Source organism: Gaoshiqia sediminis (assembly GCF_025907915.1).
GTDB classification, from domain to species: domain Bacteria; phylum Bacteroidota; class Bacteroidia; order Bacteroidales; family Prolixibacteraceae; genus Gaoshiqia; species Gaoshiqia sediminis.
Window position 1 is genome coordinate 187,867 of record NZ_JAPAAF010000004.1, and the last position, 12,949, is coordinate 200,815.

General features: G+C 45.6%; 11 protein-coding genes. 7 read left to right on the forward strand and 4 right to left on the reverse strand.

Annotated elements, in window-relative coordinates:
• Nucleotides 1–143 precede the first annotated feature (143 nt).
• Nucleotides 144–2,840: a CHAT domain-containing protein gene (locus N2K84_RS04835; protein ID WP_282590651.1), complete on the forward strand. Its 2,697-nt coding sequence runs from the start codon at nt 144–146 to the stop codon at nt 2,838–2,840.
• Nucleotides 2,841–2,923: 83 nt separating this feature from the next.
• Here N2K84_RS04835 and N2K84_RS04840 read toward each other — a convergent pair whose 3' ends face one another.
• Nucleotides 2,924–3,469 carry a glutathione peroxidase gene (locus tag N2K84_RS04840; RefSeq protein WP_282590652.1) on the reverse strand — a complete coding sequence of 182 codons (546 nt, stop codon included), beginning with the start codon at nt 3,467–3,469 and terminating at the stop codon, nt 2,924–2,926.
• A 215-nt stretch (nt 3,470–3,684) separates the two neighbouring features.
• On the opposite strand from N2K84_RS04840, the gene N2K84_RS04845 reads away from it, so the two are divergent.
• The 5 genes from N2K84_RS04845 to N2K84_RS04865 all read left to right on the forward strand — a co-directional run bounded on the left by N2K84_RS04845 (nt 3,685) and on the right by N2K84_RS04865 (nt 9,537).
• The gene (locus N2K84_RS04845) at nt 3,685–4,788 is read left to right on the forward strand and encodes a DNA polymerase III subunit gamma/tau (protein ID WP_282590653.1); all 1,104 of its coding nucleotides are present in this window, start codon (nt 3,685–3,687) and stop codon (nt 4,786–4,788) included.
• Nucleotides 4,789–4,874: 86 nt separating this feature from the next.
• On the forward strand, nt 4,875–5,432 hold the full coding sequence (locus tag N2K84_RS04850) for a hypothetical protein (RefSeq protein WP_282590654.1): 558 nt from the start codon (nt 4,875–4,877) through the stop codon (nt 5,430–5,432).
• Nucleotides 5,433–5,632: 200 nt separating this feature from the next.
• Nucleotides 5,633–6,145, forward strand: a complete 513-nt coding sequence (locus N2K84_RS04855; RefSeq protein ID WP_282590655.1) for a ferritin — start codon at nt 5,633–5,635, stop codon at nt 6,143–6,145.
• A gap of 79 nt (nt 6,146–6,224) precedes the next feature.
• Nucleotides 6,225–8,411 (forward strand): RelA/SpoT family protein, encoded by a 2,187-nt coding sequence (locus tag N2K84_RS04860; protein ID WP_282590656.1) that lies wholly within the window; start codon nt 6,225–6,227, stop codon nt 8,409–8,411.
• Nucleotides 8,389–9,537 (forward strand): glycerate kinase, encoded by a 1,149-nt coding sequence (locus N2K84_RS04865; protein WP_282590657.1) that lies wholly within the window; start codon nt 8,389–8,391, stop codon nt 9,535–9,537. Before N2K84_RS04860 ends, N2K84_RS04865 begins: the two co-directional genes overlap by 23 nt.
• Here N2K84_RS04865 and N2K84_RS04870 read toward each other — a convergent pair.
• Nucleotides 9,527–10,123 carry a nitroreductase family protein gene (locus tag N2K84_RS04870; protein WP_282590658.1) on the reverse strand — a complete coding sequence of 199 codons (597 nt, stop codon included), beginning with the start codon at nt 10,121–10,123 and terminating at the stop codon, nt 9,527–9,529. The genes N2K84_RS04865 and N2K84_RS04870 overlap by 11 nt on opposite strands.
• 159 nt (nt 10,124–10,282) lie before the next feature.
• On the opposite strand from N2K84_RS04870, the gene N2K84_RS04875 reads away from it, so the two are divergent.
• Nucleotides 10,283–12,418, forward strand: a complete 2,136-nt coding sequence (locus tag N2K84_RS04875; protein ID WP_282590659.1) for a Tex family protein — start codon at nt 10,283–10,285, stop codon at nt 12,416–12,418.
• Nucleotides 12,419–12,449: 31 nt separating this feature from the next.
• Here the strand turns inward: N2K84_RS04875 and N2K84_RS04880 are convergent, their stop codons facing one another.
• Together N2K84_RS04880 and N2K84_RS04885 are read right to left on the reverse strand one after the other, a co-directional pair.
• Nucleotides 12,450–12,647, reverse strand: coding sequence for a PspC domain-containing protein (locus tag N2K84_RS04880; protein WP_282590660.1), 198 nt, complete (start codon nt 12,645–12,647; stop codon nt 12,450–12,452).
• A gap of 11 nt (nt 12,648–12,658) precedes the next feature.
• Nucleotides 12,659–12,919 carry a hypothetical protein gene (locus N2K84_RS04885; RefSeq protein ID WP_282590661.1) on the reverse strand — a complete coding sequence of 87 codons (261 nt, stop codon included), beginning with the start codon at nt 12,917–12,919 and terminating at the stop codon, nt 12,659–12,661.
• Nucleotides 12,920–12,949: the final 30 nt, after the last annotated feature.

The following is a 12,949-nucleotide window of genomic DNA, read 5'->3' on the forward strand; positions in this document are numbered from 1 at the left end:
TTTATTCTTATTCGCAGCCATCAAAAATTTCAGCTACTGATCAGGATAGTTTGTTGATGATTGAGTACAATCGAGAAGGTATTAAGGCCGGGAGAATGGGGGATTTCGAACTGGCAAAATCATATTTTCATAGCGTATTGAAATTGAGAGAAAGAATTTATGGTGTGAATTCTTCTCGATTGTCTGCTGTTCTGAATAATATCGGAATTCAGAACAAGAATTTAGGTGAATATGATTTAGCTATTAATAATTATTTACGCGCTGAAAAATTATATGTAAATGATTTTGGCGAGGATTATTCTCGACTTGGGTATATTTATAGTAACATAGGTACAATTTATAAATTGAAAGGCGATTACATAAAAAACTTTGAGTATCAACAAGGAGCTTTGCGTGTCTTATTGTTGAATTATTCTTCGAACAAAGATCAGGTTGAAATTACACGTTACAACATCGCCGAATCCCTCTTTCTGTTAAAACGCTACGAAGAGGCCATTTCCAGTTGTATGGCCAATATTTCGGGAGTTGGCAATGAAATTCGTTCGTTTTATACCAGCCTGTTGGCCCGCATTTATGCCGAGAAAGGCGATGCTGAACTGGCGGACCGGTATTACCATGAAACGTTCAAAATTTTGGCAGCTGTGTCGGGTGAGGATAGCTATGATTTAGGGCTTGAATATGCCAATTACGTTTCTTTTTTGTTGTCGGAGAAACAATTTGATCTGGTGCCTGAGTTTAATGCGCGTTCGGAGAAGATCATTGAGAAGTATTTTACCCATAAAAGTATGCAATATAGTCAGGTGATGCTGAACTATGCCGATTATTATTTCGGGCGGAGCTCTGAGGCTAGTTTGCCGGCTGATTTCAACCGGAAAAAACAGGAAGACATGCAACTGGCCCTGGCTTATTACCAAAAGGCAGTAGTTGCCGTCACCGATTCATTTTCCGATTTAAACCCGCAGGCGAATCCCGAAATCAGCGAGGCAATATCCGAAATTCAATTATTGGAAATTCTGAAAAAAAAATCACACTGCTTCGATGTGCTGGGTGATTTGAATCTGACTATTTCAAAAAAGAAAGAATCGGTTGAAAATTATCGGGCAGCGCTCGATGCCATTTCGCTTTCAGCCGACCTGGTCCACCAAATCCGGACTGGCTATGTTTCGGAAGAAAGTCGCCTTTTCCTTTCTGAAAACCAGGAAGCCACCTTTATTGAGGCTGTGCACCTTTGTTTTAAATTGTATACACAAACCAGCGACCAGGCCTATGCGCTGAAAGGTTTCGAGTTTACAGAGAAGAGTAAATCGGCCAGCTTTTTGGCCGCAGTAAAAGATTCGCGTGCCAAGCAATTTGGCGGCATCCCCGACAGCTTACTGAACCGTGAGGATGTGTTGAAGCTGAATATTTCGAACTACAAGCAAATGTTGTTTGAAGAGCGCCAACTCGAAGAGCCGGACCCGGAGAAACTGGCGCTGTTCAATTCAAAAATTTTCCAATATTCGGAACAATACAGCCAGTTGACACAATATCTGGAGGATTCCTTCCCGAACTATTACAATTTTAAGTACCGAAATGAAGTGATCGACCTTGAGTCGGTCCGGGCTAACCTGAAGAGCAGGGACGCTATCGTCGAATACCTGATTGAAGAACCGGATGATGAACAGAAGTCGGGAAAATTGTTTCGGTTTGTGATAACGAGCGACCAACTTAGCTTTACCAAAACTAATATTGACACCGGTTTTGTGCGGAACATCGAAACCGTTTATCAGTTTCTGACCAGTCCGGCCTATTTATATACCGGGCTGAACGAATACCGGGATTACGCCGTTTCTGCCCATCAATTATATTCGGATTTATTGGCCGGAGTTAAATCGCAGATTGGAGGGAAGCATTTAATTGTAATTCCTGACGATAAACTGGCATATATTCCGTTCGATGCCTTGCTCACTTCGCTGCCCGATACGTCGGTCATGAATTTCAGGCTTTTGCCGTATTTGGTGAAAGATTATTCGGTCAGTTATACCTATTCAACCACCTTGCTTTACAATTATTTTGGCAAAAAGAAAGTGGCACCCAAAGACTTACTGGCCTTTGCGCCCAGTTACCTGAACGATGGTCGTGATTCGCAGGACTTTGCCACCTTCCGTTCAGGTTTGTTGCCCCTGCCAGCCGTTGAGAAGGAAGTGAAAATGATCAGCAATTATGTGTCGGGCGATATTTATCGTGATTCGTTGGCGCAGGAAATGCAGTTCAAGCAAGTGGCTTCGGAATACGACATTTTGCACCTGGCTATGCACACCATTCTAAATGATACGCTGCCCATGTATTCGCGCCTGGCTTTTTCCAAGCCCCTGTCTAATGCCGAAGATGACGGTTGGCTGAATACGAGCGAAATTTACACGATGAAGCTAAATGCCCGGATGGCGGTGTTGAGCGCTTGTAACACGGGCAGCGGGAAGTTGCAAAAAGGCGAGGGCGTTATGAGCCTTGCCCGCGGGTTTTTGTATGCCGGTTGCCCTTCTATTATTATGACACTGTGGGAGGTGGAAGATGAGTCGGGCGCAATAATTATGCGCGATTTCTACAAGATGCTTTCTAAAGGAAAAGACAAAAACGAAGCTTTGCGTATGGCCAAATTGGCCCACATCGAACAGGCCGATCCGCTGAAAGCCCATCCTCATTATTGGCTGGGATATGTGGCCGTGGGAAATACCGAGCCATTGTTTGCCAGTAAAGACATGTATTTTGTAATGATTATCTTTGGGCTATTGATCTTGTTCTTTATCGACCAGGCCTACCGCAAGCGGCAACGGGCAAAAAGTAGTGAGGAAAAGAAATAAGCACAGAAATAACCACCGGAGAATAAAAAAGTCAGCAGAAACCGGGCGAATTCTGTTCCTGCTGACTTCTTCTTTTTTCCACCTTAGTTGGCTTTCCCGGTAATCCAGTTCACAATTTTCGGATCATCGGGTTTGGTTTTTGGGCTGAAAAAATCAACCAGTTGTCCGTTTTCGTCAATCAGGTATTTTTGAAAGTTCCAGCCAACTTCTGAGTCCATTACACCGTTTTTTGATTTTTGAGTTAGCCATTGGTAGATCGGCGCCATGTCGGAGCCTTTCACCGAAATTTTCGACATCATGGGAAACGACACGCCATAATTACGCTGGCAAAATTCCTGTATTTCGTCATCGCTGCCTGGTTCTTGCCCCAAGAAGTTGTTGGCCGGAAAACCAATGATGGTGAAGTTAAGACCACCGTATTGTTTGTATAACGCTTGCAAAGCCTCGTATTGCGGGGTCAATCCGCATTTGGAAGCCGTGTTGACCACCAGTACTTTTTTCCCTTTCAGGCTGGAAAGACTAAAATCCTGTCCTTCGATGTTCTTCACCGTAAAATCGTAAAACGACTCTTGTCCAAAGCCAATGGTAGCAATCATGGCAAAAAAAATCAGTAGGGTAAATTTCTTCATACACGTTATTTTTAGTTGATAGTTGTTGAATCCTTTTCACTGGACGGTAGCACTGTAATTTCTTGTTTTTACAAGCTATCGTCCAGTTTTGAAAACAGTTTTCAGCCGAAAAAGTTTAGGCAGAAATAGTTACAAATCATGCTTCGCTTTGTTGATAAAAAAGCTCCCTGAAAATAGGGCAAAATGTTTATCTTTGATTTTCATTTCGCGAAATTATGGAGAATTTTATTGTTTCTGCACGAAAATACCGGCCAGACACCTTTCAAACAGTTGTAGGACAGGCATCGATTACTGCGACCCTGAAGAATGCCATCAAAAACAGCCAGTTAGCCCATGCATACTTGTTTTGTGGTCCGCGCGGGGTTGGAAAAACGACCTGTGCCCGTATTTTCGCCAAAACCATAAATTGCCAGAACCTGACCGCCGAAACAGAACCCTGCAATCAATGTGAATCCTGCCAGGCATTCAATAGCAACCGGTCGTACAATATTCACGAGCTGGATGCTGCTTCAAACAATTCGGTGGACGATATTCGTAACCTGACTGATCAGGTACGTATTCCGCCGCAGATCGGTAAGTACAGCATTTATATCATCGACGAGGTACACATGTTGTCGCAGGCGGCTTTCAACGCTTTTCTGAAAACTTTGGAAGAACCGCCAAAGCATGCGATTTTTATTTTGGCAACGACAGAAAAGCATAAAATTATTCCAACGATTTTGTCGCGTTGTCAGATTTTCGACTTTAACCGGATCAAGATTGGAGATATTTCTGAACATCTGGGTTATGTGGCCCGGCAAGAATCTGTTGATATTGAATCGGAAGCGCTGAACGTAATCGCGCACAAGGCCGATGGCGCCATGCGTGATGCCTTGTCGATTTTTGACCAGATTGTAAGTTTTTCGGGCCGGAGCATTTCGTATAAAGATGTGATTTCGAACCTGAACGTGCTGGACTATGATTATTATTTCAGGCTGATCGAAATGCTGTTGAAGAATGATGTGCCCGGCGCATTGATGTTATTTAATGATGTGCTTGACCACGGTTTCGACGGGCATCATTTTATTACGGGCCTGAGCAGCCATTTGCGCGATTTGTTGGTATGCAAAGATGCCGTGACCGTGCAATTGCTTGAGGTGGGGGGCGAAATCAAAGAAAAATACAAATCGCAGGGAGTAGCTTGCGATGCCGATTTTTTACTCGAAGCGCTAAAAATCAGCAACGAATGCGATATTCAATACAAGGCAAGTCAAAACAAGCGGTTACTTGTTGAGCTGAGCCTGATCCGGATGGCACAGCTTTCCTTAAAAAAAAAATAGCTGACGAACCCAACTCCGACGAGTTAGCTCCGATTTTTAATAGCGATTCCCCCGGTCAGCCTGCGCCAAAAGCTGTTTTGCCACAGGTGCAACCAGCTGCCAAGTCGGCCGGAGCCGATGAGCAAAAAACTTCCCGCGTTTCTGTCAAACGGATGATTAAGCGAACCGGAAGCGGATACACTCCCTCTATCAAAGATGCGATTTCCGGTAAGCTCACCGACGACACGCAAGTAGAAGATGCCAAGGAAAAGATGAAATATTATGCCGGCGAAACCTTGCACGAACCTTTTACAAAAGAACAGTTCGAAGCCAAATGGGCCGAATACCTCCGTCGGCTGGATGAACGCCCGAACCTGAAAGCCACGCTTTCGCGCACGCCGGAAATTTTTGAGAGGCACAAACTCCAACTGAAAATTGAGAATTCGGTTCAGGATGGTGAGATCAGTAAAATAAAACCCGACTTGGTTTCCTGGTTGCGAAAGGAATTGCGCAACACCGATATCGAACTGATCACAGAGATCATAGTGTCGGAAGTCGAGGTTAAACCCTATTCCGAAACTGAGAAATTGATTGAAATGATCAAAAAGAACCCCAATGTCAATTTGTTGAAACAGACTTTTAACCTGGATTTTGGAGAACATTAATTCCAGAAAGAAAGTAAACGTAACTAATTATAAGGCGGCAAATCGGGAGTTTGCCAAACAATATTTTTAACGGAAGAAAAATATTTTGCAGGCTTTGCTGACGGATTAAAACATTCTTAAGAAATAAAAGAATGTTATTTGGATTGCAGGAAATATAGCTTTTTTAAGTATTTTTGAAAGAAACCAAAAAAATAACTGTTATGCTTAAAGATACCGTTTTAAAAGCGTTGAATGATCAAATTAATGCAGAGATTCATTCTGCTTATTTGTATTTGTCGATGTCGGCCTGGTTCGAAGCAAAAGGATTGGGTGGGTTCGCTAACTGGATGAAAGTACAATATCAGGAAGAGTTGACCCACGCTATGAAATTTTTTGATTATGTACACGAACGCAGTGGCCGTGTGATTCTTGAACCAATTGCCGGTGTTCAAACCGAATTTGAAAGTATCATTGATGCGTACGAGAAGACGCTGGAGCACGAACAGAAGGTAACTGCGCTGATTAACAATTTGGTGGATGTCGCGATGGCAGCCAATGATCATGCCACGCAAAGTTTTCTTCAATGGTTTGTCAATGAACAAGTAGAAGAAGAAAAGAACGTGAACCAGATTTTGGATGACCTGCGTTTGATTAACGGGCAAGGAAATGGCTTGTTTATGATGAACCGTGAACTGGCATCGCGCGTATTTACAGATGAAACAAAGGCAGAATAAGTAAAAAAGAGATTGATATTTTTTGAAAGGCTGCCATTTTGGGTAGCCTTTTTTATTGTTGTTTTTAAAGCACAAATCCATGAACAAACGAATTGAAGAGGCCTGGAATGTCCTGCTGGACTCGTGCCGTTCGTATTTGGGTGAGCCGGAAGTGGCAGAAATTAACCGGGCCTTTGATTATGCCTGGAAAATTTTAGGCGAAGCTACCTGGCCAAACGGGGAAATCATTCTGATTCATTCTATTGAAGTCGCACAGGTAGTCAGTAAAGAAATTGGACTGGGGGCCGACTCGATTATTTCAGGTTTGCTTCATAATGTGGCTTACGAGGATGTTCCGAACCGGCCTGATTTTAAGGAGATAGGCAAGCATTTTGGCCCGACAGTGGGCGGTATTCTCGAGGGAATGGCAAAAATCAATGCGCTTGGAACCGACACGGTTGACCTTCATTCCGAAAACTATCGGAAACTGATGCTTGCGTTGGCTGGCGACGTACGCGTAATCCTGGTGAAAATTGCCGATCGTTTGCATGTGATGCGAAATCTGGGAAAATACAGCCCCGATGTTCAAAAGAAAATTTCGGTGGAAACTTCCCATTTGTATGCGCCGCTGGCCCACCGGCTTGGTTTGTACAACATGAACTCCGAATTGCTGGATTTGTGCCTGTTATACTTGCATCCGGAATCGTATAAATTGGTTGATGAGCATTTGAAAGAATCGGAATCCGAACGACGCAACTTTGTGGCCGAATTTGTAAAGCCGATTGAGGAGAAGTTGCGTTCGCGAGGCTTTCAGTTCGATATGAAGGCGCGGACGAAATCCATCAACTCCATCTGGAACAAAATGAAAAGTCAAGGTGTTGGCTTTGACGAAGTGTATGACCTTTTTGCTATTCGCGTTATTCTGGATTCGAAACCGGAGATGGAAAAATCGGATTGCTGGCAGGTTTATTCTATTGTTACGGATGAATATCAGGCCAACCCGGAACGGATGCGCGACTGGATTACCGTGCCAAAATCCAACGGCTACGAGAGTTTGCATGCCACTGTACTTGGTCCGAACAAAAAGTGGATTGAAATTCAGATTCGCACCAAACGGATGGATGAGGTGGCCGAAAAAGGACTGGCTGCGCACTGGAAATATAAAGGCGGATCAAGTTCGTCCGAAATGGAACAGTGGTTGGCCGGTGTGCGCGAGATTTTGGAAAATCCCGATCTGAACGTAGTTGATTTTATTGATGAATTCCGGACAAATATTTACAGCGACGAAATTTTTGTATTCACGCCGAAGGGTGATTTAAAACGTCTTCCGGCCGGGGCAACCCTGCTCGATTTTGCCTACGAAATCCACTCGGTGGTTGGCGATCGGTGTGTTGGCGGAATGGTTGACGGCAAAAAAGTAACCTTGAGGTATCAGTTGAAAAATGGCCAGCAAATTTCGGTGGACACTTCGAATAATCAAAAACCAAAGCTCGATTGGCTTGATTTTGTAGTAACCAGCAAGGCAAAAAACCGCATCAAAGCGAGCTTGAATGAAGAACGAAAACGAGAAGCCGACAATGGGAAAGAGATTTTGCTGCGGAAGTTGAAGAACTGGAAAATTGATTATAACGATGAGGTAATCCGCACATTGCTGAAGCATTACCAGCTGAAACTGGCGCAGGACCTGTATTACAATATTTCCACCGAAAAAATTGATACGCTGGATGTTAAAGAAGTGCTGATTGCCAAAGATGAAGAGCAATCGGTGCGCCAAAAACTGGAGGAGATTATTCCCGGTGAACAGATCAAAGAGTTCGATTTTTCCGGGGGCGACGATTACCTGATCATCGACAACAACATAAAGAACGTGAACCATAAGCTGGCGCCTTGTTGCAACCCGATTTTTGGCGATGACATATTTGGTTTTGTCACCATTAACGAGGGGATCAAAATTCATCGGCGTACATGTCCGAATGCCAAACAGCTTTTCGAACGTTATCCGTACCGGATTATTCCGGCCAAATGGCGCGATTCCAACAAACGGACTTCTTTCCAGGCAACCATAAAAATGTCGGGAACTGATGAGGTGGGCATTGTTGCGCAGATTTCACACGTCATTTCGAAAGACATTGGCGTGCAAATGCGTTCGATCAACATCGATTCGGTCAACGGCGAGTTTGAAGGGACCTTACGGGTGTATGTAAACAACATCGAACACCTTGACTTTTTAATGAGAAAGCTCCAGCATATTAAAGGCGTGTTACATGTTTCCAGGGCCGACCAGTAAATATCGGGTCATTGCGGCGCCCAATAGCATGAAAGGCAGCCTGGATGCATTTCTTTTTGCCGAAATCATCGGGAAGGCTTTTCGTTCGGTTTCCGATCGTTTTGAGGTGATTGAGCTTCCGGTAGCCGATGGGGGTGATTTTACAGCTGAAGTGTTAATTCGTGCATTACAGTTGAGCCGGGTAACTTCTCCGGTTCACGATCCGTTGGGCCGTATGATCGAGGCAGAATACGGATTTGGCAACCAGTTGGCTGTTGTTGAAATGGCCAACGCCAGCGGATTAAAACTGCTTAGCCTCTCCGAACTCACTCCGCTTGACACTTCGAGTATTGGAACCGGAGAGTTGATTCGGGATGCGGTGGAACGTGGTGCAAATACTATTTTGCTGGGGGTTGGCGGAAGCGCCACTATCGATGGTGGAATGGGACTGTTGGAAGGTCTTGGCGTTTCCTTTTATGATGAACATGGCGAACGCATCCGGGCTTCCGGTGCAAATGCCGGGAAAATCCATTCCTGGGATGAGGTAGCACTTAGTCGCTATGATGAAATAAGCGTTAAAATAATCTGCGATGTTGATAACCCTTTACTTGGGGCTTCGGGCGCTGTGGCGGTTTTTGGCCCGCAAAAAGGAGCAACCGGCTCCATGATGCCGGTTTTGGAGAAAAACCTGGAGCATCTTGCGAACGTAATTTTTCAGAAAAAAGGATTGGATTTAAAACAGGTTCCGGGAATGGGGGCAGCCGGGGGCATCAATTTGGCCTTGTGTGGCTTCTTGAAAGCTGAACTTGTGCCGGGAGCCGAATTTATCCTTGATGTGCTAAACTTTGACAATCAGTTGCCGGGAGCGGACCTGGTAATTACGGGCGAAGGTCGCATTGATGCGCAAACGGCCAATAACAAAGCGCCTTTCGCCGTGGCCCGGAGGGCAAGGCAACGGGGCATACCAGTCGTGGCCATTGGCGGCGAGATCACTCCCGAAGGTGCTGCTTTGTTCGATGAAACTTATTCGTTGGTCAGCCATCATGTGGACCGACAAACGGCCTTGCAGCAAACGGAACGGCTTGTTTATGATCGGGCGCGGCAGGCCGCGGTTGATTTTTTTGAAAGATGCCAATCTAATCCCTGATCCATTCCGTTTTTTCGCCTACCGGAATTCGCATGCGCGGCGGACGCTGCACGGATGCATCCGGCTCGCCCAATATGAAAAAGCCAATAGGCTCATCCTCCTCGCCCAGTGCCAGGAACCTGTGCATTTGCTGTGAGTAGCAAACTTCGCCGGTACTCAGGTAGCCGCCAATACCAAACGCTTCCAGACTGAGATAAATGTTCTCGACAGCACAGCCTACAGAAACAATATCTTCCTGCTTCGGAAACCGTTTGTACGGATCACGTTTTGCGATGATAGCAATAACATGCGAAACGCGTTTCCACTTATCATCGTAAGCTTCGTATTTGAAATCGAAGAATTTATCAGCCGGGGTAATTTGTTTGTAAATTTCCTTTTGCACCGCAAAAAAGCGTTTTACCGCTTCGCCTGCAAACACTTTGAAATGCCAGGCTTGTACCAGTCCGTGCGACGGAGCCCAACTGGCATTTTCCAGAAGTTGTTCAATAACCTGATCGTCAATTTTACTGCCTTCTTTCAACCCGTTCACAAAAGTTGATTTCCGGCTTTTTATCCATTTCGAAACCTGTTCTATCGTATATTCCATCTTGATAATTTTATGTTTTCAATAACAAACAGCAGGCTGATTGGTTTTTTGAGTGGATCTTGTGTGTTGTTTTATTTCGCACAAAGTCAAAACCTCCCTTGAAATTCCGCAGAACTTATTTTTCTGTGTATCTTCGTTCCCCCAAATAAAAAATGCAAGATGACTCCGGAATTGATTCAACGTATAGCCGGTTTGCTCAATCTGAGCCCGGTACAGGTGAAAAATACGATCGACTTACTAAATGACGGCGCTACCGTTCCCTTCATTTCGCGCTACCGGAAAGAACGTACCGGCAGTTTGGACGAAGTTCAGATTGGCCGGATCAAAGATGAAAAGGCCAGCTTGGAAGAACTGCTGAAACGGAAAGAAACCATCCTGAAAACGATTGATGAACAGGGGCAGCTTTCATCTGAACTTAAAAGCCGGATTGAAACCTGTTTTGATGCCACGGAGCTGGAAGATATCTACCTTCCGTACAAGCCAAAGCGTAAAACCAAGGCTTCGATTGCCCGCGAAAAAGGATTGGAACCTTTGGCAAAGATCATCATGAAACAACAGGAGAGGGACATAGAGGGCCGGGCCATGACCTTTGTGAAAGGCGAGGTAGAAACGGTTGAAGATGCCCTGGCAGGCGGCCGCGACATTATCGCCGAATGGATCAACGAAAATGAAAAGGCCAGGAATATGGTCCGCCGTGCTTTCGATATAGGGGCAGTCATCAAAAGTAAGGTTGTCAAAAGCAAAGAGGAGGAAGGCGAAAAATACCGTGACTATTTCGATTGGGAAGAACCGTTGAAGCGCTGTCCGTCACACCGGTTGCTGGCCATGCGCCGGGGCGAAAACGAGGGCTTTTTACGCTTATCTATTTCCCCCGACGAAGCCGGTATTCTGGAGCGGCTCGACCGCTTTTTTGTGCGGTCGGAAAGTGATTGCGGTCGGCAGGTTTCGCTGGCCGTAAAAGACAGCTACAAGCGTTTGCTGGCCCCTTTTATCGAAACGGAGTTTGCCAATGCTGCCAAGCTAAAGGCCGACCAGGAGGCAATTCGGGTGTTTGCCGAAAACTTGCGCCAGTTGTTGCTGGCTGCGCCGCTTGGACAAAAGCGGGTGTTGGCCATCGATCCGGGCTACCGCACCGGCTGTAAGGTGGTTTGCCTGGATGCGCAGGGCAACCTGTTGCATAACGAAACCATTTATCCGCACAAGCCGCAGGAAGAAACCAAGCAAGCAGCGCGGAAAATTACATCGCTGGTAAGTGCATACCAGGTTGAAGCCATTGCTATTGGCAACGGAACGGCCAGCCGCGAAACGGAGCATTTTATTAAAAAATTGCGTTACGACCGTGAACTGAAAGTGTTTGTGGTTTCGGAAGATGGCGCCTCGGTGTATTCGGCATCGAAAGTGGCGCGCGACGAGTTCCCGCAGTACGATGTGACAGTGCGCGGCGCGGTTTCTATTGGCCGCCGGCTGATGGACCCGTTGGCCGAACTGGTAAAGATTGACCCGAAATCAATCGGCGTGGGACAGTACCAGCACGATGTTGACCAGAAAATGCTGAAAGAAAGCCTCGATACAGTGGTGGAGTCTGCCGTTAACCTGGTAGGCGTGAATGTGAACACCGCATCGAAGCACCTCCTGACCTATATTTCAGGGTTGGGGCCCCAGTTGGCCCAAAACCTGGTGGATTACCGGAAAGAAAACGGCGCCTTTTCGTCGCGAAAAGAATTGCTGAAAGTGCCCCGCATGGGAGCTAAAGCCTTTGAGCAGGCTGCCGGTTTTTTACGGATCCCCGATGCAGATAACCCGCTGGACAATTCGGCTGTGCACCCCGAATCGTACCGCGTTGTGGAAAGAATGGCCGGCGATTTGAAGTGTACCGTGGCCGAATTGGTTGCTGATAAAAGCCTTCAGGAAAAGATTCATTTGGAAAAATACGCGGATGGAATCATTGGGATTCCAACATTGAAAGATATTCAGGCAGAACTGGCTAAACCGGGAAGGGACCCGCGGCGGGGCATTAAGGTGTTCGAATTTGCTGACGGCATTTATAAAATAGATGATTTGCAGGTGGGCATGATCCTGCCGGGAATCGTTACCAATATTACTAAGTTTGGAGCTTTTGTGGATGTGGGTGTTAAACAGGACGGGCTGGTGCATATTTCGCAACTTGCCGACCGGTTTGTGAGTGATCCCAATGAAGTGGTTAAACTTCATCAGCATGTAAAAGTGAAAGTTACGGAGGTAGATATTGCCCGGAAAAGGATACAACTAAGCCTGAAAGATGTTCCTCAGGATTAGTTGTATGTTTTGGTGCCGGATGTTGTGTGGATCAACTTTTTTTCGGCATGACCAGCCAAAGGATCACATAAATCAGTAATCCGGGAAAGCCTGCCGTAAATATAGACAACAACACGTAAATAATACGTACGATGGTCGGATCAAGCTCGAAATACTCGCCCAAACCGGCCAACACGCCAGCAATTACTTTATTGTCAGAGCGTGTTAGTTTTTTCTTTTCTGGTTCCATCAGTTCCGGCACTAATCTTCGTCTTCTTCGTCTTCGGCATATAAATTATCCTGGTTCTCAAATTCTTCTTCCAGGAAGTTTTCTGCATCTTCCAGCAACGCTTTGATTAGTTCTTCCGACCCGGGAGCTTCACTTAGCCAGTGAACTTTCTGGTTCGACCAGAAATCTTCAATGTCACTTTCAACAATAAATTTAGGTTCTTCGGTATGTACCACAAAGATGGTGTCCGGACATTCCTGAGAGTTGTCTGCAAGTAAGAATTTTGGTAGCATAATGGATCTGTTTAATTGTTCGTAAACAAA

Bases quoted from the DNA above. Each gene is read 5' to 3' on its own strand.
- N2K84_RS04860 (WP_282590656.1), top strand. From the start codon at position 6,225: ATGAACAAACGAATTGAAGAGGCCTGGAATGTCCTGCTGGACTCGTGC.
- N2K84_RS04875 (WP_282590659.1), top strand. From the start codon at position 10,283: ATGACTCCGGAATTGATTCAACGTATAGCCGGTTTGCTCAATCTGAGC.
- N2K84_RS04840 (WP_282590652.1), bottom strand. From the start codon at position 3,469: ATGAAGAAATTTACCCTACTGATTTTTTTTGCCATGATTGCTACCATT.
- N2K84_RS04880 (WP_282590660.1), bottom strand. From the start codon at position 12,647: ATGGAACCAGAAAAGAAAAAACTAACACGCTCTGACAATAAAGTAATT.
- N2K84_RS04865 (WP_282590657.1), top strand. From the start codon at position 8,389: ATGTTTCCAGGGCCGACCAGTAAATATCGGGTCATTGCGGCGCCCAAT.
- N2K84_RS04885 (WP_282590661.1), bottom strand. From the start codon at position 12,919: ATGCTACCAAAATTCTTACTTGCAGACAACTCTCAGGAATGTCCGGAC.
- N2K84_RS04855 (WP_282590655.1), top strand. From the start codon at position 5,633: ATGCTTAAAGATACCGTTTTAAAAGCGTTGAATGATCAAATTAATGCA.
- N2K84_RS04845 (WP_282590653.1), top strand. From the start codon at position 3,685: ATGGAGAATTTTATTGTTTCTGCACGAAAATACCGGCCAGACACCTTT.
- N2K84_RS04870 (WP_282590658.1), bottom strand. From the start codon at position 10,123: ATGGAATATACGATAGAACAGGTTTCGAAATGGATAAAAAGCCGGAAA.